The organism is Rhizobium sp. C1 (genome assembly GCF_021026335.1).
Classification (GTDB): domain Bacteria; phylum Pseudomonadota; class Alphaproteobacteria; order Rhizobiales; family Rhizobiaceae; genus Ensifer_A.
Genome location: NZ_JAJNCY010000003.1, coordinates 414,655 through 434,717, shown reverse-complemented (window position 1 = coordinate 434,717; position 20,063 = coordinate 414,655). Strand labels below are relative to the sequence as shown.

The window sequence follows — 20,063 nt, the reverse complement described above, 5'->3', positions numbered from 1 at the left end:
TCCGAAGTCCGCAAGCTCGCAGAGCGCAGCCAGCAGGCCGCTGCCGAAATCTCCGGCCTGTCCGGCGAAACGGTGAAGGTCGCAACCGAAGCCGGCGAGATGCTGTCGAAGCTGGTTCCGGATATCCGCAAGACCGCGGAACTGGTTGCCGAAATCTCGGCCGCCTGCCGCGAGCAGGATATCGGCGCCAGCCAGATCAACGAGGCGATCCAGCAGCTCGACAAGGTGACGCAGCAGAATGCCGGCGCATCGGAAGAAATGTCGGCAACATCGGAAGAACTCGCCGCCCAGGCGGAAGAGCTTCAGGCGTCCATCGCGTTCTTCCGGGTCGATGCGGCGGGTTCGCACGAAACGGCCAATGTGAAGAAGCTGAAGACCGTCGCAGCAAAGATGTCGGCTCCGGCTGCCAAGCGTCCGGCTCCCAAGACCGCACCGGCAAAGGTCCAGTCTCGCCAATCGTCCAAGGGCTTCACGCTCGACATGGACATGGGCGGCCCCGACAGCGACGACAACGACTTCCGCCAGAGTGCGTGATGCAGCAATTCCCCGGGCTTCTTCCCCTGTGACGAGGCCCGGGCCCACGACTGACAATAACGGGCGCGTTCAGAGAGCGCTCCGTGGAGAGAACCAGCGACGGATTGCCTTCCGGACGACCGCCGAAAGAACAACAAGGCGAACCGAACCGCGCTGAAAAACTAGATGAAATCGCCTTCAAAGGACGACCACCATGTTGAACAACCTGTCCATCCCCAAGAAGCTCATGCTCGCCCTCGGGCTGATCATTCTGACAATTCTCTCCGTCAACACCGTGATCTATCTGAAGTCCAACGAAGTTCGGCAAACCACGTTCTGGAACGATCACACGATGAAGGTGATCGCAGCGTCGAATGACATTGTCGCCAACATGGTCAATCAGGAAACAGGCTACCGCGGCTTCCTTCTTTCCAATGAACAGCAATTTCTGGATCCCTACAAGAGCGGCTGGGAGGCCTTCGGCAAGGCATGGAGCGACGCCAAGAGCCTGACCGCAGACAATCCGGCTCAGCAGCAGCGCCTCGACGAGGTCCGCAGGTTGGCCGAAACCTGGCACACTTCGATTGCCGACAAGGCAATTGCCCAGATGGCACATCCTGAAACCCAGGAGATCGCCCGTCAGACCGAAATCTCCGGCGCCGGCAAGGAGTCCATGGATGGCCTGCGCAAGAAGGTCGCTGAAATCATCAACGCTGAAGCCACGCTGCTGAAAGAGCGTCAGGAGGCCCAGACCAATGCGCTGGATCTCGTCAACGAAATCATCATTGCGGGCATCGTGATCAGCCTCGTGATCTCGCTCGCTTCCGGCTTGCTGATGGCCAAGACGATTGCCAAGCCCATCGGCGAAGTCAATGAAGCGCTTTCCAAGCTCGCGATTCCACTGGAAACAGGCCGCCGTGACGAAATCGGCCAGATGCAGGGTGCCTCGCAGGCAGTGGAAGCTGCTTTCCGCGACATTTCCTCGGTCCTCAAGACCGTCTCGACGGGCGATCTCAGCCGCGAACTGGAACGCGATTACGGCGCGCTCAGCAGTGAAGTCAGCCACAACCTGCAGGAAATGGTCGCGAACCTTCGCAATACCGCAAAGATTGCAGACGATATCGCCTTGGGCGATCTGAGCGTCGAACCCGCACCACTTTCCGACAAGGATACGCTCGGTATCTCCATGCGCAACATGGTTCTTAACCTTCGCTCGACATCGAGCGTCGCCGACAAGATCGCCGATGGTGACCTGACCGTGACCCCTAAGCCAATGTCCGACAAGGATAGACTGGGTACCGCACTACAGTCGATGGTCGAGCGTCTTCGCGGCGTGGTTGGCGATGCGCTTGTCGCTTCCGACAACGTCTCGTCCGGCAGCCAGCAGCTCTCTTCCGGTTCGGAACAGCTGTCGCAGGGCGCAACCGAGCAGGCTTCGTCTGCCGAAGAAGCCTCGGCTTCGATGGAAGAAATGGCCGCCAACATCAAGCAGAACGCTGATAACGCCGCCCAGACCGAAAAGATCGCCCGCCAGTCTTCGAAGGATGCAGAAGCGTCTGGAGAGGCCGTCAACCGCGCGGTCAGCGCCATGCGCACGATTGCCGAGAAGATCTCCATCGTTCAGGAAATCGCCCGCCAGACCGACCTGCTTGCCCTCAATGCGGCTGTGGAAGCAGCGCGCGCCGGTGAACATGGTCGCGGCTTTGCGGTCGTGGCATCCGAAGTCCGCAAGCTCGCAGAGCGCAGCCAGCAGGCCGCTGCCGAAATCTCCGGCCTGTCCGGCGAAACGGTGAAGGTCGCAACCGAAGCCGGCGAGATGCTGTCGAAGCTGGTTCCGGATATCCGCAAGACCGCGGAACTGGTTGCAGAAATCTCCGCCGCCTGCCGCGAGCAGGATATCGGCGCCAGCCAGATCAACGAGGCTATCCAGCAGCTCGACAAGGTGACGCAGCAGAATGCCGGCGCATCGGAAGAAATGTCGGCAACGTCGGAAGAACTCGCCGCCCAGGCGGAGGAACTGCAGGCGTCCATCGCGTTCTTCAAGGTTGATACGGCCAACCAGTCGCGCGATACCCGCGGAATCAAGCAACTCCAGGCAACCGCGGCGAAGATGGCTGCACCGGCCAAGCGTCCGGCAGCGAAGGCCGCTACTCCCCGCGCAATGTCCAAGTCCAAAGGTCTAAACATCGACATGAACATGGGCGGGCCTGACAGCGACGACGACGATTTCCGGCAGAGCGCCTGATCTCACGAGGGGGGGATACGAAATGTACCTGCGGCTCCGCCGCCGGTACGCACCAAGAAAGAAAATGACAGGGCGGGACGGAAATGGGTCCGACCGACCGCTTAAACAGGGACATGCAGGCGTTTAGGGGTTATCAAATGTCTATTCTGACGCAAATGAAGAAGTCGTCGCAAAGTGCGACAGCCGTCGAACAAATCCGGCATCTGACAGCCGCATTCAACGAAGGCGACTTTTCAGCACGCGCCGAACTTTCGAGCGCCACAGGGGGCGCCCGAGATGTACTCGAAGCCGTGAATGCACTTCTCGAGGCTGCAGGCCGTCCGGTCAGCATGCTCGAACAATCGATCGCCCGGCTGTCGGCCGAACACGATCGTGGCGATATCGACGTCACGATCCCGGCAGATTCCTTCAAAGGCAGCTTTGCCAACATGGCAAGGAATGTGAACGACATGGTCGCCGGCCACATCGCCGTCAAGAAGAAAGCCATGGCCTGCGTCAAGGCTCTGGGCGAAGGCAATTTCGATGCACCGCTTGACCAGTTCCCGGGCAAGAAGGCCTTCATCAACGAGACGATCGAAACGCTGCGCGGAAACCTGCGCGGCCTGATCGCTGAAATGAGCAGGATGTCGGTCGAGCACGACAAGGGCGATATCGACGTGTTCGTGCCCTCTGAGCGCTTCCAGGGCGACTTCGGCAACATGGCCAGGGGCATCAATGACATGGTCGCCGGCCACATCGCCGTCAAGAAGAAGGCCATGGCTTGCGTCAAGGCGTTCGGCGAAGGCAATTTCGAGGCGCCGCTCGAACAGTTCCCAGGCAAGAAGGCTTTCATCAACGAAACGATCGAGACCCTGCGCACCAATCTGCGCGGCCTGATCGCTGAAATGAACACCATGTCGATCGAGCACGACAAGGGCGATATCGACGTCTTCGTGCCGGTCGAACGCTTCAGAGGCGACTTTGCCGTCATGGCCAAGGGGATCAATGACATGGTCGCCGGCCACATCGCCGTCAAGAAGAAGGCCATGGCTTGCGTCAAGGCCTTCGGCGAAGGCAATTTCGATGCCCCACTCGAACAGTTCCCGGGCAAGAAGGCCTTCATTAACGAGACGATTGAAACGCTGCGTGGCAACTTCCGCGCGATCATCACAGAACTCCAGCGGCTGATCGCAGCCTCGACCGAAGGAAAGCTGAGCGAACGTGGCGCAGCCAACCAGTTCGTGGGCGATTTCGCAAAGCTGGTTGCCGGCATCAACGGCATGCTCGACGCCATCATCCTGCCGATCGCCGAAGGCAATCGTGTTCTCGAACTCGTCAGCGAGGGTGACCTCAGACAGTATGTCGAGATCGAGTGCGAAGGCGACCACGAGAAGATGAAGGACGCCATCAACGCTCTGGTCGAGCAGTTGTCGACGGTCGCCGTTGGTATCTCGTCGGCTGCCGATCAGGTCGCCGCAGGCAGCCAGCAATTGTCTTCTGCCGCCGAGCAGCTTTCACAGGGCGTCAGCGAACAGGCGGCCTCCGGCGAAGAGGCTTCCGCCTCGATGGAAGAAATGGCCGCCAACATCAAGCAGAACGCTGACAACGCGGCCCAGACCGAAAAGATCGCCCGCCAGTCTTCGAAGGATGCAGAAGCGTCTGGAGAGGCCGTCAACCGCGCGGTCAGCGCGATGCGCACGATTGCCGAGAAGATCTCGATCGTCCAGGAAATCGCCCGCCAGACCGACCTGCTTGCCCTCAACGCCGCTGTCGAAGCAGCGCGCGCCGGTGAACATGGTCGCGGCTTTGCGGTCGTGGCATCCGAAGTCCGCAAGCTTGCAGAACGCAGCCAGCTGGCCGCAGCCGAAATCTCCGGCCTGTCCGGCGAAACGGTGAAGGTCGCAACCGAAGCCGGCGACATGCTGTCGAAGCTGGTTCCGGATATCCGCAAGACCGCGGAACTGGTTGCCGAAATCTCCGCCGCCTGCCGCGAGCAGGATATCGGCGCCAGCCAGATCAACGAGGCAATCCAGCAGCTCGACAAGGTGACGCAGCAGAATGCCAGTGCCTCTGACGAGATGTCGGCAACATCGGAAGAACTTGCCGCCCAGGCGGAAGAGCTTCAGGCCTCCATCGCATTCTTCAAGGTCGAGGCCGCAGAAGAAGCGAACCCGGTGAAGAAATTGAAGGCGACGGCGGCCAAAATGGCGGCCCCGTCAGCCAAAAAGAATGCAGCAAAGGCCGGGGCACGGACATCCGCACCGTCACCAAAGGCAAAGGGTTTCACACTCGACATGAAGGTGGGAGGTCCCGACCACGACGACGACCACTTTCATCAGACGGGCTGAGATATGAGAAGCGAATGGCGCGCGATGATCGCGCGCCAATCAGCACCGGGGAACGGGGCTCCCGGTGCCTTGAACGGGGCAACCGGTTTGCGGACGAGTGAGTGTATCGGTCTTCGCAAAGAATAATACAGGTCGGATACAGAGATATCCATTTTTTGACACCGAACACTCAAGGGGCCGCGTTTATGCGCTTCACAATCAAATTCAAGCTCGCGCTCGCATTCGGGCTGATGATCCTCCTGTCAGCGGGCATGTCTACGCTGGCGATTATGAAACTCTCGTCGCTGAACTCCGCGATAAGCGTGATCGTTGACGGGCCCGCCGCGAATCTTCGCAACTCGGGCGATCTGGCCACCGCAGTACTCAATGCCATTCGGATGGAAAAGAACGTCGTCATCAGCACGGACAGCCAAGCAATCCAGGGCTTTGTTGAACAGGTTAAAGCAAACCGGGAGAAGGCTCTCCAAATTGCCGACAAAATCGTTAAGCTCACGAAAAATCAGGCTGTTATCGACAGAATGAAGGAGTACGACGAGGCCTACAAAAAATGGGCACTGCTCGACGATCAGATTTTGAAGTGGGGTATTGAGAACACAAGCGACAGCAATCGCCAGGCTGGTGAATTGTCGATGGGCGAGGCCCGCAAGGTGTCCACCGACATGCTTAAGGCTCTTTCGGCGGCAAATGATGCGATAGTGGCCGACCTGAACGAGACCAACGCCTCGACAGATCAGGAATACGCAAATTCGCGCAACATCCTTCTCGGCTCGGTTGCGGCCATGCTCGTCCTCTCCATCAGCATCGCCCTCTGGATCGCCCTCGGCATCAATTCCGGCCTGAAGAAAATCCAGACGGTCGCAGAAGCCGTCTCCATCGGCGACCTGAACCAGGAAGTCCAGATCAAGACCAATGACGAAATCAAGGATCTCGTCGACACCATCAACATCATGACCGGCAACCTGCGCAACACTGCCAACGTTGCCGACCAGATCGCCAATGGCGACCTGACCGTCACGCCGAAGCCGCTGTCCGACAAGGATACGCTTGGCATCTCGCTCCAGTCGATGGTCGAGCGCCTGCGCGGCGTGGTTGGCGATGCGCTTGCCGCTTCCGACAACGTCTCGTCCGGCAGCCAGCAGCTCTCTTCCGGTTCGGAACAGCTGTCGCAGGGCGCAACCGAACAGGCTTCGTCTGCCGAAGAAGCCTCGGCTTCCATGGAAGAAATGGCCGCCAACATCAAGCAGAACGCTGACAACGCGGCCCAGACCGAAAAGATCGCCCGCCAGTCTTCGAAGGATGCAGAAGCCTCCGGCGAAGCCGTCAACAAGGCCGTCAGCGCCATGCGCACGATTGCCGAGAAGATCTCGATCGTCCAGGAAATCGCCCGCCAGACCGACCTGCTTGCCCTCAACGCCGCTGTCGAAGCAGCGCGCGCCGGTGAACATGGTCGCGGTTTTGCGGTCGTGGCCTCAGAAGTCCGCAAGCTCGCAGAGCGCAGCCAGCAGGCCGCAGCCGAAATCTCCGGCCTGTCCGGCGAAACGGTGAAGGTCGCAACCGAAGCCGGCGAGATGCTTTCGAAGCTGGTTCCGGATATCCGCAAGACCGCGGAACTGGTTGCCGAAATCTCCGCCGCCTGCCGCGAGCAGGATATCGGCGCCAGCCAGATCAACGAGGCGATCCAGCAGCTCGACAAGGTGACGCAGCAGAATGCCGGCGCATCGGAAGAAATGTCGGCAACGTCGGAAGAACTCGCCGCCCAGGCCGAAGAGCTTCAGGCGTCCATCGCGTTCTTCAAGGTGGATAACGCCGACCAGAAGAAGAACGTGTCCCGGCATTCGATGACAGCCATGGCACACAAGCCAGCCCCTTCCCTCAAGGCCAAGGTCGCTGCCAAGGCTGCGCCGAGGAAGGTCACGGCCGACCACAGCGTCGCTGCACAGCAGGCACGCGTAAAGGGCTTCGCGCTCGACATGGGCGGTCCAGACAGTGACGACAACGATTTCCGGGAGACTGCATGAAATGGCTACGAACGCCTCTGAATCGCAATATGTGACCTTCGGCCTCGACGACGAATGCTTTGCCGTTCCCGTCGAAGTGGTCAGGGAAATTCTTGACTATGAGGATGTGTTCCGCATCCCGCATGGTCCCGATTACCTCCTCGGCCTGCGTGACGTGCGCGGTCAGGGCGTTCCGGTCATCGACCTCCGGCTCCGGCTCGGCATGTCGGGCATGGCGCAAACGACGCATACGCGCGTTCTCGTCATCGACGTGCCGATCGCCGGGCGTCTGCTGACGCTCGGCCTGGTCGCCGACCGGGTCTTCGAGGTCGCCTCGTTCCAGAATGACGCCCTCGAAGGCGCCCCCGATATCGGCGTGCGCTGGTCGTCGGAATACATTTCCGGTGTCGTGCGCCGCAATGGCGGCTTCGTGGTGATCATCGATCTCGGACGCCTGTTCAACAGCGCCGACGTGTCCTCGCTGGTTACCACACCGCAGGCCAAGTCGGCCTGACATTTAAGAAGACGGTTGGGGCGACGGCAGGCATGCCGGCCGCTCCGGTCTCCCTGTTTAAGCCAGATACGGGTATTTCTACCCGTATGCTGAGCCCCGAAACTGAAAGAGTTCAAGCGTGTCAGTCGCGGCAGCAAAAGAGTATTACGATGCAGGAATAAGCCCGAAGAATTTCGAGCGACTTTCCCGCTACATCTACGAATACAGTGGCATCAAGATGCCGCCCTCCAAGCGGACTATGCTCGAGGGTCGCCTGCGCCGTCGGCTGCGCGCCACAGGCATCGAAACCTTCGATGAGTACTGCGATTACATCTTCAAGTACGACGGTATGGAGCGCGAGGCGATCCATCTGATGGACGCCGTGACGACCAACAAGACCGACTTTTTCCGCGAGCCGAAGCATTTCGAGCATATGATGGAAAAGGGTCTGCCGACCTTGATCTCGGAGGGCCATCGCCGCCTTCGCATCTGGAGCTCCGCCGCCTCGATCGGTGCGGAAGCCTACACCATCGCGATGGTGATGGAAGATTTCATCAAGGCGAACGGCAACCTGGACTACGGTATCCTCGCCACCGACCTGTCCACAGAGGTGCTGAAGATCGCCCGCCGCGGCGTCTATCCGCGCAACATGCTTTCACCGGTCGAAGCGTCCATGCGCAAGCGTTATGTCATGGAAGCGCGCGATCCCGAACGCGATGAGGTCCGCATTCATCCGAAGCTGCGCGCCAAGGTCGGCTTCGCGCGGTTGAACCTCATGGACGAGAAATACGAGATCGGCGACAAGACGCAGATCGTCTTCTGCCGAAATGTACTGATTTACTTCGACAAGCCGACACAGCAAAAGGTGCTGCAGCGCCTTTGCGACAATCTGGTCCCCGGCGGGTTCCTCTATGTGGGGCATTCGGAAACCATTACCGGGCTTAATCTACCGGTGAAGCAAGTCGCAAATACGGTCTTCAGGAGGGTTTGACCAACATGGCAGAGAAGAAAATTCGCGTCCTCATTGTCGACGACTCTGCCAGCGTCCGCCAGGCGCTTGCCAAGGTTCTGACCGAGGAAGGCGACATCGAAATCATCGGCGCAGCCGGCGATCCGTTCATGGCTGCCAAGAAGCTCCAGGAAGACGTGCCGGACGTCATCACGCTCGACGTCGAAATGCCGAAGATGGACGGCATCACCTTCCTGCGCAAGCTGATGTCGCAGCATCCTATCCCGGTCGTCATGTGTTCCTCGCTGACGGAAGCCGGTTCCGAGACGCTGATGCAGGCGATGGAAGCAGGCGCCGTCGACGTCATCCTGAAGCCGAAGATCGCGGCCGCCGACTTCCTGGCCGAATCCGGCGCACGCATCCGCCAGACCATCCGCGCGGCCGCACAGGCCCGCCTTGGCGCCATGCGCAAACGCTCGGCTGGCACGGGCTCGTCCTCTGCAGGCCCCGCCGCCAAGCTGACAGCCGATGCCGTGTTGCCGCCGCCGACCGGCCGCGCCATGGCGAAGACCACGGAAATGGTATGCTGCATCGGTGCTTCGACCGGCGGCACGGAAGCGCTGCGCGAACTGCTGGAAGTCCTGCCCGCCAACACGCCCGGCATCGTCATTGTCCAGCACATGCCGGAAAAGTTCACCGCGGCCTTCGCCAAGCGCCTCAACGGGCTTTGCGAAGTCGAGGTCAAGGAAGCCGAGAATGGAGATCCGGTGCTGCGCGGTCACGTTCTGATCGCCCCCGGGGACAAACACATGCTGCTGGAGCGTCAGGGCGCCCGCTATGTCGTGTCCGTCCGCGACGGACCGCTGGTCTCGCGCCACCGGCCGTCAGTCGACGTGCTGTTCCGCTCCGCCGCGCGTTCGGCTGGATCGAATGCCATGGGCGTCATCATGACCGGCATGGGTGACGACGGTGCGCGCGGCATGCTGGAAATGCACCAGGCTGGCGCCTTCAATATCGCGCAGGATGAGGCGACCTCGGTCGTCTACGGCATGCCGAAGGAAGCCGTCGCCAAGGGCGGTGTCGACCGGATCGTACCGCTGGAACAGATTGCTCGCGAAATCCTCGCCGCCGACAAGCGCCGGTAACTCACCGTTTGCATCGAAAAGCAGCCCGCCGGACCTCTCCGGCGGGCGCTTCTCTATATCTGTTCCGAGGATTAGGCGGCCGGCTGCTTGGTCTTGCGCAGGTACGGCAGAACCGTATCGAACGAGCCGAAACGGGCAATCGCATCCTCGTTGGACACGGCGGCCGTGATGATCACGTCATCGCCCTGGTTCCAGTTGGCAGGCGTTGCCACCTGATGCTTGGCGGTGAGCTGGATCGAGTCGATTGCGCGCAGGATCTCCGCAAAGTTGCGGCCCGTCGTCATCGGGTAGGTGAGGATCAGCTTGATCTTCTTGTCCGGACCGATGACGAAGACAGAGCGCACGGTCGCGTTGTCGGCCGGCGTGCGGCCTTCCGAGCTCTCACCGGCTCCGGCGGGCAGCATGTCATAGAGCTTGGCGACCTTGAGGTCCTTGTCGCCGATCAGCGGATATTCGACGTCGAAGCCAGTCGCAACGGCAATGTCGTTCTTCCACTTGGCATGGCTTTCGACGGGATCAACAGAGATGCCGATGACCTTGACGCCGCGCTTGCGGAATTCGCCTTCAAGGCCTGCCATCGCACCGAGTTCGGTCGTGCAGACCGGCGTGAAATTCTTCGGATGCGAGAACAGCACCGCCCAGCCGTCGCCGATCCATTCGTGGAAGTTGATCGTCCCCTGCGTGGTCTCTGCGGTGAAGTCGGGCGCGATGTCGTTAATGCGAAGGCTCATGATAAACTCCTCTTTTCAATGCAGTCGCTCTTGTCGGGCGAAATGCGGAAGGCGGCATAGTCTTTCAGCGCATCATAGGACCGGGACGCGATCTCGCGTCTTGCCGGGATCTTGTCCTGATGCTGCACCCTGACCTGCAATTGCCGGAATAGTCCGTAACCACCGGTCCAGCGGCCATAGCCGCTCTCGATGTTTATATGGCCCGCCTGACCGAGAATGTGAACATCGCTTCCCCAATCGGCAGTTATTTCCGTCAGATTTTCGAACGGCATATAGATGTCGTTCAGGCTCCCGACCACGACGGACGGGAAGGGAAGCTTGCGCGGCTCAAACGCGTGAACCGCCGCAAGGTTCTCCGGGTGAAGCTTGCGGGTAATCGCAATGTCGCAAGGAGCGACAAGCATGGCGCCGCGCACATGTCGCGCCGAGGTCCGTCTTGCAAGGGCGGCCGTCACCTGGCAGCCGAGGCTGTGCGCTACGATGAGGGCTGGCCCTTGCGCCAGTTCCGCCTCAAGCCGATCGACCCATTCGTCAAGACAGGGCCTGTCCCAGTTCGCCTGCTCCACCACTCGGGAGCCTTCCACATCGGCAAGCCAGTTGCGCTGCCAATGGCCGTCGCCTGAACCGAAAAGGCCGGGCACGATGAGTATCTTTTCCATCCGAGTGCCCTGCCCTTCGTGTATCGAAATTCTTAGGAGACGTGGCCGCCGGCCAGCATGAAGATGACGAAGCCGAAAGCGGCGGCGATGGCGGCCAGCTCGGCAATACGCTGCGGCAGCGGGATCGAAACGAAAGGCCTTCTGGCGAGATAGGCCGTCTTGTGTGTCTCGGTCGTCATGGCGTCACCTTTCTTCAAGCGATGCACCATTTATAATCCAGCCGTGCAGTAGACTTAAGGAAGCCGATTGTGCGCCAAGGTCGCAGCGAGAAAAATTTTTCTCAATTTCGGACTTCCAAATTCTGTGGTCTTTGTTCCGTTGCGGCTCTCGACTTGCGCATCCGCAATGCCACAAATCGTTGTGTTGACAAACCTCGCTCGAGGTTCAAGAGTGCCCCGGCAGACGGGCTGCGTGAGGGGGAAAATCATGTCACAGCGCGCGTTTATTGGATTTTTCGCTATTCTTTTCATGGCGTTGCTACATATCAGCACAAATGCAAATGCTGCTGACGCCAAGCGACAGATCATCACCACCAAGGACAGCGACTATTTCGGCTTCGATCTGCGCACCGTGCAGAACGTCACGCTCGACCAGTGCAGCACCGCCTGCATCGGCGACAAGTCCTGCCGTGCCTTCACCTATAACCCCAAGGTGAAATGGTGCTTCCTGAAATCGGACTTCAACCAGATGAACCCGTTCCCCGGTGCGGTTGCTGGCAAGATCATGGAAGTCTCCGCCGTCAAGGAACCCGATATCGGCGCTGCCCCCGCGCTCCCCTTCCTGTCTGACACCTTCATCCAGTCCGCCGCCGACCTGCGCAACGGGCTTACCATCCCCGACGACATGAAGAACCAGGGGCTCGAAAGCCTGCTGGCGCTGGCGCGCCTCGACGCGACCTCGAACAATATTCCGAATGCCATGACCGCGTTCCAGGCGGCGCTGACGCTGGAACCGGACAATGCCGATCTCTGGATCGAAACCGCCCGCGCCGCCAACACGGTGACCAAGGATACGGAACTCGCCACCCGCGCCGCCTATATCGCGCTCAACGGATATCAACTAACCCGCACAACCTCCGCCCGCGCCGACGCGCTTGCGGTTCTCGCCAAGGCGCTCGAAAACGCCGAAAACTTCCGACAGGCGCTCAACGCCTACAAGGCGAGCCTCAATCTGGTCTCCTCGGCTGCCGTTCAGGCAGCCTATGCGGATTTGCGCGCCCGGAAGGGCTTCCGGGTCACCGGTAACACGCTCGACAACGACAATGCCCAGCCGCGCGCCTGCGTGCAGTTTTCCGAGAAGCTGCTGAAGAGCGGCGTCGATTACGCGAGCTTCGTCACCGTCAACAATGCTGCCGCAAAGGGCGTGGACGCCAAGGACAACCAGATCTGCGTCGAAGGCCTGGAATTCGGCCAGCACTACCGCATTTCGCTGCGCGCCGGCCTGCCCTCCTCCGTCGATGAACCGCTTCTCGCGCAGGTCAATGTCGACGTTTACGTCAAGGACCGCACGGCTTCCGTTCACTTTACCGGCGACAATTTCGTCCTGCCCTCGACGGCGCGGCGCGGCATTCCGCTCGTGTCCGTCAACGCCACGACGGCCAATCTCAAGCTCTACCGCATCGGCGATCGCAACATCGCCCAGCTGCTCAACAATTCGCAGTTCCTGACGCAGGTCGACAAATACAGCGCCGACACGATCAAGGACACGAATGGCGAGCTCGTGTGGCAAGGCTCGATCGAGATCAAGCAGGCGCTGAACAAGGACGTCATCACCAGCTTCCCGGTCGATGAGGTCGTGCCGGATCGCAAGCCCGGCGTTTACGTGCTGACAGCCGTCGTGCCGAACAGCGGCGGCCAGGAATGGGAACCGCAGGCCACGCAGTGGTTCGTCGTCTCCGATATCGGCCTCACCACCTATGCCGGCACGGATGGTCTCAATGTCTTCGCCCGCGCGCTCGGCAGCGCCAAGCCGCTCGCCGGCATCGACCTGCAACTGCTCGCCAAAAACAACGAAATCCTGGGCTCTGCGAAGACGGACGCCAATGGCCGCGCCACCTTCAGCGCCGGCCTGATGCGCGGCACGGCCGGGATGACGCCCGCCGTGCTCACCGCCCAGCAGAACGGCAAGGACTATGTCTTCCTCGACATGACCCGCGCCGGCTTCGATCTGTCCGACCGTGGCGTTGCAGGACGCACGGCCCCCGGCGCGATCGACCTCTATGCCTGGACCGAGCGCGGCGTCTATCGCCCCGGCGAAACAGTTCATGCGGCGGCGCTCGCGCGCGACATCCCGGCCAAGGCCATCGACAACCTGCCGCTCACCTTCATCTTCCTGCGCCCCGATGGCGTGGAGGACCGCCGCGTCGTCACCGAGGGCGGCAAGGCGGGCGGCTATACGGTCGATCTGCCGATCCTGACGAACGCCATGCGCGGCACCTGGACGATGAACATCTATGTCGATCCGAAGGGCGCCTCCATCGGCTCGCAGACCTTCATCGTCGACGATTTCGTGCCGGACCGCACTGAATTCGACATGAAGACCACCTCGAAGGAAATCGGCGTCGATGCGCCCGCCCATATCGAGGTCGATGGCCGCTATCTCTATGGCGCCCCCGCAGCCGGCCTCGCGCTGGAAGGCGAAGTCGTCCTGAAGCCGACCCGCCTTCGTGATGACTTCAGGGGCTATTTCTTCGGCCTTGCCGACGAAGGCAATGGCAAGTCAGATGCCTTTGACGACGGCGAGGCTGCAGACAATGCCGGCGACAGCAACGCGCAGAACTCGAAGCTGACGCTCGAGAATCTCGACCCGCTCGACGATCAGGGCAAGGCTGCCTTCGACGTAACCTTGGCCGAGCTCCCCTCGACCACACAGCTCATCAACGCGAACGTGACGCTGCGCATGGTGGAAGCCGGCGGCCGCGCCGTCGAGCGCTCGCTGACCTTGCCGGTCAAGGTGGACGGCCCGCGCATCGGCATCAAGCCGGATTTCGAGGGCAATCTCGGCGAAAACGCCATGGCCGGTTTCAGGGTCATTGCCATCGACGCCAATGGCCAGAAGCAGCCGATGAAGGGCCTGACCTGGAAGCTGCTCAGCGTCGAGCGGAACTATCAATGGTATCGCGACGGCAGTGCCTGGAAATTCGAGCCGGTCATGTCCACCAAGCAGGTGGCCGCCGGCAAGCTCGATGCGACGCCCGAGGGTGGCACCATTTCCGCGCCCGTTGCCTGGGGACGCTATCGCCTCGAAGTCAGCTCCGCAGACCCGAACGGGCCGGAATCGAGCGTCGAATTCAACGCCGGCTGGTATGTCGCGGCGAAATCGACCGAGACGCCGGATGCGCTCGACATCGCGCTCGACAAACCGAGCTACAAGGTCGGCGAGACGGCCAAGCTGAAGCTTACCTCGCGCTATGGCGGCCATGTCATGGTCATGGCGGGTTCCGAAACGCTGCTTTCCGTCAGCGAGGCGGATGTTGCAGCCGGCGGCGGTGAAATCTCCGTTCCGGTTACGGCCGATTGGGGTGCGGGCACCTATCTGACCGCAACCCTCTTCCGTCCGGGCGACGCGCAGGACAGCCACATGCCGATGCGCGCCATCGGCATCAAATGGGCCGCCGTCGATCCGGCAGAACGCAAGCTTGCCATCAAGTTCGACACGGCGCAGAAGACGCTGCCGCGTCAGCCGCTGAACATCGCCGTGCAGGTTGAAGGGGCCGGAGCCAAGGATGAGGCCTATGTGACGATTGCCGCCGTCGATGTCGGCATTCTCAATCTCACCCGCTACCAGCCGCCCTCGCCGGATGGCTGGTATTATGGCCAGCGCATGCTCGGCCTCGAAATCCGCGACATTTACGGTCGCCTGATCGACGGTTCGCTCGGCGCCATGGGCGCGCTGCGCACCGGCGGCGATGGCGGGGCGGCAAAGTTGCAGGCAAGCCCGCCGACGCAGAAGCTGGTCGCCTTCTTCTCCGGACCGGTCAAACTGGATGCCGAGGGCAAGGCGCAGGTCAGCTTCGACATTCCGCAATTCAACGGCACGGCCCGCGTCATGGCGGTCGCCTGGTCGAAGGCCGGCGTTGGCCATGCGACGCAGGATGTTGTCATCCGCGACCCGGTCGTGGTGACCGCCAGCCTGCCGAAATTCCTGGCGCCCGGAGACAAGGCCGAGCTGCGGCTCGATCTGGCCAACACCGACGCACCCGCCGGCGACTACACCCTGTCTGTTACCGGCAATACCTCTGCCAAGCTGGACGAGGCATCGGCCAACAAGACGGTGCATCTCGATCCGGGCGGCAAATACAACATCACCGTACCGCTCACCGGCGGAACGCCGGGCCACGGAACGGTGACGATCAAGCTTGCAGGTGCCGGCGGGCTGTCGCTCGACCAGTCCGTCGATGTACCGGTTCGCCCGGCGCAGCTTCCGTTGACAGAGCGGCGCCTGATACCGCTTGGCCCCGGCGCGAAGCTGACGGTCAATGCCGATCTGCTCGCCGACAGCGTGCTGCCGGGTGCATCCGTCAGCATCAATGTCAGCCGCTCCAGCGCTTTCGACGTGCCGGCCCTGCTGATGAGCCTCAGCCGCTACCCGTATGGCTGCGCCGAACAGACGGCGTCGGGCGCGCTGCCGCTGCTCTACTTCAGCGAGATGGCCGCCACGAATGGCGTTGCCAATGACGCCGAACTGCACAAGCGGGTACAGGACGCGATCTATCGCGAACTCTCCTACCAGTCATCGACCGGCAGTTTTGGCCTCTGGGGGCCGGGCTCGGGCGACATGTGGCTCGACGCCTATGTCACCGACTTCCTGACCCGCGCCCGCGAAATGAAGTTCGACGTGCCGGACCAGGCCATGGTGCAGTCGCTGGAAAACCTGCAGAACTCCTTAAGCGCCAACACGAACGTCAAGGATAGCGGCAGCGAGATCGCCTATGCGCTCTATGTTCTGGCGCGCAACAAGCGAGCCTCGATCAGCGACCTGCGTTACTACGCCGATACGCTGATCGGCGAGTTCAAGACGCCGCTCGCCAAGGCGCAGATTGCCGCAGCGCTTTCGCTTTACGGCGACGCTCAGCGTGCGCGCAACCTCTTCGTCGATGCGCTTCAGGCGGCGCAGCAACAGGCGACCAAGCCTGCCGGCTTCGCCCGCAACGACTACGGCTCATCCTTGCGCGATGGCGCTGCCGTCCTGGCGCTGGCATCCGAGAGCAACCCGGTTCCGCCCATCGTGCCGGAACTTGCCGCCATCGTCTCCAAGGACTGGCAGACGCGCCGCTATACCAGCACACAGGAACAGGCCTGGATGCTGCTGGCCGCCCGCGCGCTTCAGAATGGCGACGACGGTCTGACGCTGGACGTCAATGGTGCGGCCCAGAAGGGCGCCTATATGGCCACCACGACGGGCGAGGCTCTGGTCTCGCATCCGGTCACCGTGACGAATACGAGCAAGGACGCGCTGTCGGTCAATGTCACCACCGTGGCAGCCCCGGCCCAGCCGCTTCCAGCCGGCGGCGATGGTTTCACCATCGAGCGCCACTATTACACGCTCGCTGGTGAAGAGGTGAATGTCTCGCAGGCGAAGCAGAACGAGCGTTATGTGGTCGTTCTGCATGTCGTGGCCAACAACGACTGGCCGCAGCGCATCCTGGTTAGCGATCTCCTGCCCGCCGGCCTCGAGATCGACAATCCGAGCATGGTCAGCAGCGCGCAGCTGGCGAATTTCGACTGGCTGACGGATATCCAGCCGGCCCATGTCGAGTTCCGTTACGACCGCTTCGTCACGGCCTTTGATCTGGCCAGCGGCGCCGAGCGCGATCTCACCTTCGCCTATGTCGTGCGCGCTGTCACACCCGGTGTCTACGACCATCCGGCGGCCAGCGTCGAAGACATGTATCGCCCTCAATTCTCGGCACGCACAGCGCTTGGCCGCATGGAAGTGATGCGCTGAGGCCAGAATGAGGACGCGGGCGAAAATTGGCATCGGGCTTGGCGCGTTGCTCGGGCTTTCCGGGCTCACAGTACTGGGCCTGCTCGCGGCCGATCGCGCCTTCCCGCCGCCACTTGAAAGCGCGCAGACCGTGTCGCGAGAGGTTCGCGATGCGGACAATCAATTGCTGCGCGCCTTCGCCACGCCGGAGGGCCGGTGGCGGCTGAAAACAACAGTCGCCGATGTCGATCCGCAATTCCTGAAGATGCTGGTCGCCTATGAGGACCGGAGGTTCTATGAGCACAGAGGCATCGATCCCCTCGCCTTCGGCCGCGCCTTCGTACAGTTGATCACCCATGGCCGCATCGTCTCGGGCGGTTCCACGCTGACCATGCAGGTCGCACGCCTGATCGAGCCGCGCGCGGAACGCTCGGTGCCGGCGAAACTCCTTCAGATGTTTCGTGCCTTCCAGATCGAGCGCCGGCTGAGCAAGACGGAGATCCTCAACCTCTACCTCACCCACGCGCCCTATGGCGGCAATCTCGAAGGCGTGCGCGCTGCGAGCCTTGCCTATTTCGGCCGCGAGCCCGGCCGGCTCGATGTCGCACAGACCGCCCTTCTCGTCGCGCTGCCGCAGTTGCCTGAAAAGCGCCGACCGGACCGCAATGCGGAAGCCGCAGCCAAGGTACGCGCCCGTGTGCTGAACCGCGCCGCAGTTGCAGCCGTCGTCGGAGAGGGCGAAGCCGAGCGCGCGAGCCTGCAACCCGTTCCGACAACGCGCCGGCAATTGCCGGCCTATGCCGCCCATATCGCCGAACTCGCCGTGCGCAAACAGCCGGGCGTGACGGAGCACAAGACGACGCTCAAACGCGATATCCAGGCGGGCCTTGAGTCCGCTGCCGCGAGCGCTGCCCAGCGCCTGGGGCCCAAGGTGTCCGTCGCCATCGTCATGGCCGATATCCGCACCGGCGCCATCGTCGGAGAAGTGGGGTCTGCGGGTTATTTCGATTCAACCCGCACCGGCTGGGTGGACATGACGCGCGTGCTGCGCTCACCCGGCTCGACGCTAAAGCCCTTCATCTACGGCCTTGCGTTCGAGCAGGGTTACGTGGCGCAGCAGACGATCATCGAGGATCGTCCTGCAGACTTCTTCGGTTATAGGCCGCGCAATTTCGACATGTCCTATCAGGGGGATGTCAGCGTGCGCGAGGCCTTGCAGCTTTCGCTCAACGTGCCGGCGGTCCGCCTTCTGGATGCTGTCGGTCCGACGCGGCTGCTTGTGCGCTTCCGCCGCGCCGGCGTGAAGCCGATTTTGCCGCCCAATGAAGCACCGGGGCTTGCGATTGCACTCGGCGGCATCGGCGTGACGCTGAAGGACCTTGTGCAGCTTTATGCCGGTCTGGCGAGCCGCGGCCGGCTGGTGCAGATCGGAGACGGGGTGCTCGATCAGCCGGAAAAGCTTGAGGGTGAGCCGCTGATGGAGCCGGTGGCGGCCTGGAATATCACCGATATCCTCTCCGACGTGCTGGCCCCGCGCGGCAGCCGTCAGCTCGGCATCGCCTACAAGACCGGGACCAGCTATGGCAACCGCGACGCCTGGTCGATCGGTTATGATGGCGCGCATGTCGTCGGCGTCTGGGTTGGGCGGCCCGACAACGGGGCGGTTCCGGGGCTCACCGGCTATCTCTCCGCCGCGCCCATTCTCTTCGACGCCTTCGTCAAATCGGGCGTTGCGATTACCCCCTTCCCGCCCGCCCCGCTCGGCGCGGCCCATATTGCCGCCGCCGATTTGCCGATGAGCCAGAAGCGCTTTTCCATGACCTCGACCGGCCTGCTTGCCATGTCGGGCAAGGAGCCGGCGCCGCAGATCGTCTATCCGCCGGAAGGCGCGCGCGTCGATCTCGGCGCCAGTGATGCCGCCGCCCAGCCTGAGGCGCTTTCGCTAAAATTGCAGGGCGGCCGTGCGCCGTTCCACTGGCTGGCCAACGGGAAGCCGCTACCGGAACTCTCCCGCCGCCGCACCATGCAATGGGTTCCGGAAGGCGCCGGCTATTCGACGCTCACCGTCATCGATGCCGCCGGCCGCGCGGCCAGCGTTCGGGTCTTTGTAGAATAGTCTCCCCCTCATAGCCGTTGGTTTTAGGGGTGCAATCCCGAATAAAAGCAGCTTTGGGTTCGCCGCTTTACCGGCCGTTAACCATGATTTGCGCAACACTTGGACATTGATCGCGCGCCTGATTTTCAATCGCGCCGGCAACGCAGTTGGACGTCATAAACCGGGGACAATCATGGCCATCATCGCATTCGCAAATACCAAGGGCGGGGCCGGCAAGACAACCGCGGTCGCCATCGTGGCCTGCGAGTTGATCCGCATGGGTTTCTCCGTGACGGTGCTCGATGCCGATCCGCAGCTGTGGTTCAGCAAGTGGTACGAGAAGCTGGGTGCGAATGCCCCCAGGCGTCTTTCCGTCGTCTCCTATGTCACGGCGGCCAGCCTGAACGGACATATCCAGCGCGCCAGGGAAGAGGTCGATTTCGTACTGCTCGATCTTCCCGGCGCGCGCAGTCCGCTGCTCGCGCAGGCCATCGGCCAGTCGCAATATGTGATCATCCCGATCCAGGGTTCGGCCATGGATGCGGAAGGCGGCGCGAATGTCATTGAGCTGATCCAGTATCTCGCCGATCGCGCCAACATGCGCATTCCGCATTCCGTCGTGCTGACACGTATCAATCCCATGGTAACGACGCGCTCGCTGCAGACGGTCAAGGACCTGCTGTCCAAGCGTCGCGTTCATGTCTTCGCCACGCCTATCATTGAACGCGCCGCCTATCGCGACGTCTTCACCGCCGGCGACACGCTTTACACGGCAGATCCGGAGCGTATCTCGAATCTCGACAAGGCACAGGAGAATGCGCAGGCGCTGGGTCTTGAAGTCCTGCGCCGCATCCTGCCCTACACGACGAAGCCCGTTCTGCGCGACAAGACCGATATACGCCTGACCGCCTGACCTCTGTCGGATCCTGCCCGCACGGTGACAAAATAGGCTCGCGAGCGACGGCTCGGCCTGATATCTTTCCG

General features: G+C 61.7%; 12 protein-coding genes and 1 pseudogene. 10 read left to right on the top strand and 3 right to left on the bottom strand.

Features of this window, described 5'->3' with window-relative positions; genetic code table 11:
* The 7 genes and pseudogenes from LQK83_RS10275 to LQK83_RS10245 form a co-directional block, all read left to right on the top strand.
* A pseudogene (locus tag LQK83_RS10275) lies at positions 1-534 on the top strand (methyl-accepting chemotaxis protein); the annotation flags it as partial.
* A gap of 193 nt (positions 535-727) precedes the next feature.
* Positions 728-2,758, top strand: coding sequence for a CHASE3 domain-containing protein (locus tag LQK83_RS10270; RefSeq protein WP_230837305.1), 2,031 nt, complete (start codon positions 728-730; stop codon positions 2,756-2,758).
* A gap of 137 nt (positions 2,759-2,895) precedes the next feature.
* Entirely contained in the window at positions 2,896-5,085 is a 2,190-nt protein-coding gene (locus tag LQK83_RS10265) for a methyl-accepting chemotaxis protein (RefSeq protein ID WP_230837304.1), read from the top strand.
* Positions 5,086-5,270: 185 nt separating this feature from the next.
* Positions 5,271-7,103, top strand: coding sequence for a methyl-accepting chemotaxis protein (locus tag LQK83_RS10260; RefSeq protein WP_230837303.1), 1,833 nt, complete (start codon positions 5,271-5,273; stop codon positions 7,101-7,103).
* Between the two features lies 1 nt (position 7,104).
* Positions 7,105-7,596: a chemotaxis protein CheW gene (locus LQK83_RS10255; RefSeq protein WP_230837302.1), complete on the top strand. Its 492-nt coding sequence runs from the start codon at positions 7,105-7,107 to the stop codon at positions 7,594-7,596.
* A gap of 118 nt (positions 7,597-7,714) precedes the next feature.
* Positions 7,715-8,566 carry a CheR family methyltransferase gene (locus tag LQK83_RS10250; protein ID WP_230837301.1) on the top strand — a complete coding sequence of 284 codons (852 nt, stop codon included), beginning with the start codon at positions 7,715-7,717 and terminating at the stop codon, positions 8,564-8,566.
* Between the two features lie 5 nt (positions 8,567-8,571).
* The gene (locus tag LQK83_RS10245; RefSeq protein ID WP_230837300.1) at positions 8,572-9,669 is read left to right on the top strand and encodes a protein-glutamate methylesterase/protein-glutamine glutaminase; all 1,098 of its coding nucleotides are present in this window, start codon (positions 8,572-8,574) and stop codon (positions 9,667-9,669) included.
* A 71-nt stretch (positions 9,670-9,740) separates the two neighbouring features.
* Here the strand turns inward: LQK83_RS10245 and LQK83_RS10240 are convergent, their stop codons facing one another.
* Genes LQK83_RS10240 through LQK83_RS10230 form a run of 3 tightly spaced genes read right to left on the bottom strand, consistent with a single transcriptional unit; the run spans position 9,741 to position 11,238 of the window.
* The gene (locus LQK83_RS10240; RefSeq protein ID WP_230837299.1) at positions 9,741-10,400 is read right to left on the bottom strand and encodes a peroxiredoxin; all 660 of its coding nucleotides are present in this window, start codon (positions 10,398-10,400) and stop codon (positions 9,741-9,743) included.
* On the bottom strand, positions 10,397-11,059 hold the full coding sequence (locus LQK83_RS10235; RefSeq protein WP_230837298.1) for an RBBP9/YdeN family alpha/beta hydrolase: 663 nt from the start codon (positions 11,057-11,059) through the stop codon (positions 10,397-10,399). The genes LQK83_RS10240 and LQK83_RS10235 overlap by 4 nt, the downstream gene beginning before the upstream one ends.
* 32 nt (positions 11,060-11,091) lie before the next feature.
* On the bottom strand, positions 11,092-11,238 hold the full coding sequence (locus LQK83_RS10230) for a hypothetical protein (RefSeq protein ID WP_230837297.1): 147 nt from the start codon (positions 11,236-11,238) through the stop codon (positions 11,092-11,094).
* A 247-nt stretch (positions 11,239-11,485) separates the two neighbouring features.
* On the opposite strand from LQK83_RS10230, the gene LQK83_RS10225 reads away from it, so the two are divergent.
* The 3 genes from LQK83_RS10225 (at position 11,486) to LQK83_RS10215 (ending at position 19,992) form a co-directional block, all read left to right on the top strand.
* Positions 11,486-17,005 carry an alpha-2-macroglobulin family protein gene (locus LQK83_RS10225; RefSeq protein WP_230837296.1) on the top strand — a complete coding sequence of 1,840 codons (5,520 nt, stop codon included), beginning with the start codon at positions 11,486-11,488 and terminating at the stop codon, positions 17,003-17,005.
* A 7-nt stretch (positions 17,006-17,012) separates the two neighbouring features.
* The gene (pbpC, locus tag LQK83_RS10220; protein ID WP_230837295.1) at positions 17,013-19,100 is read left to right on the top strand and encodes a penicillin-binding protein 1C; all 2,088 of its coding nucleotides are present in this window, start codon (positions 17,013-17,015) and stop codon (positions 19,098-19,100) included.
* A 172-nt stretch (positions 19,101-19,272) separates the two neighbouring features.
* Positions 19,273-19,992, top strand: a complete 720-nt coding sequence (locus LQK83_RS10215) for a ParA family protein (RefSeq protein WP_230837294.1) — start codon at positions 19,273-19,275, stop codon at positions 19,990-19,992.
* Positions 19,993-20,063 lie beyond the last annotated feature (71 nt).

Excerpts from the sequence above, each read along its gene's own strand:
- LQK83_RS10270 (WP_230837305.1), top strand. The coding sequence starts at position 728 with ATGTTGAACAACCTGTCCATCCCCAAGAAGCTCATGCTCGCCCTCGGG.
- LQK83_RS10265 (WP_230837304.1), top strand. The coding sequence starts at position 2,896 with ATGTCTATTCTGACGCAAATGAAGAAGTCGTCGCAAAGTGCGACAGCC.
- LQK83_RS10260 (WP_230837303.1), top strand. The coding sequence starts at position 5,271 with ATGCGCTTCACAATCAAATTCAAGCTCGCGCTCGCATTCGGGCTGATG.
- LQK83_RS10255 (WP_230837302.1), top strand. The coding sequence starts at position 7,105 with ATGGCTACGAACGCCTCTGAATCGCAATATGTGACCTTCGGCCTCGAC.
- LQK83_RS10245 (WP_230837300.1), top strand. The coding sequence starts at position 8,572 with ATGGCAGAGAAGAAAATTCGCGTCCTCATTGTCGACGACTCTGCCAGC.
- LQK83_RS10240 (WP_230837299.1), bottom strand. The coding sequence starts at position 10,400 with ATGAGCCTTCGCATTAACGACATCGCGCCCGACTTCACCGCAGAGACC.
- LQK83_RS10235 (WP_230837298.1), bottom strand. The coding sequence starts at position 11,059 with ATGGAAAAGATACTCATCGTGCCCGGCCTTTTCGGTTCAGGCGACGGC.
- LQK83_RS10230 (WP_230837297.1), bottom strand. The coding sequence starts at position 11,238 with ATGACGACCGAGACACACAAGACGGCCTATCTCGCCAGAAGGCCTTTC.
- LQK83_RS10225 (WP_230837296.1), top strand. The coding sequence starts at position 11,486 with ATGTCACAGCGCGCGTTTATTGGATTTTTCGCTATTCTTTTCATGGCG.
- pbpC (WP_230837295.1), top strand. The coding sequence starts at position 17,013 with ATGAGGACGCGGGCGAAAATTGGCATCGGGCTTGGCGCGTTGCTCGGG.
- LQK83_RS10215 (WP_230837294.1), top strand. The coding sequence starts at position 19,273 with ATGGCCATCATCGCATTCGCAAATACCAAGGGCGGGGCCGGCAAGACA.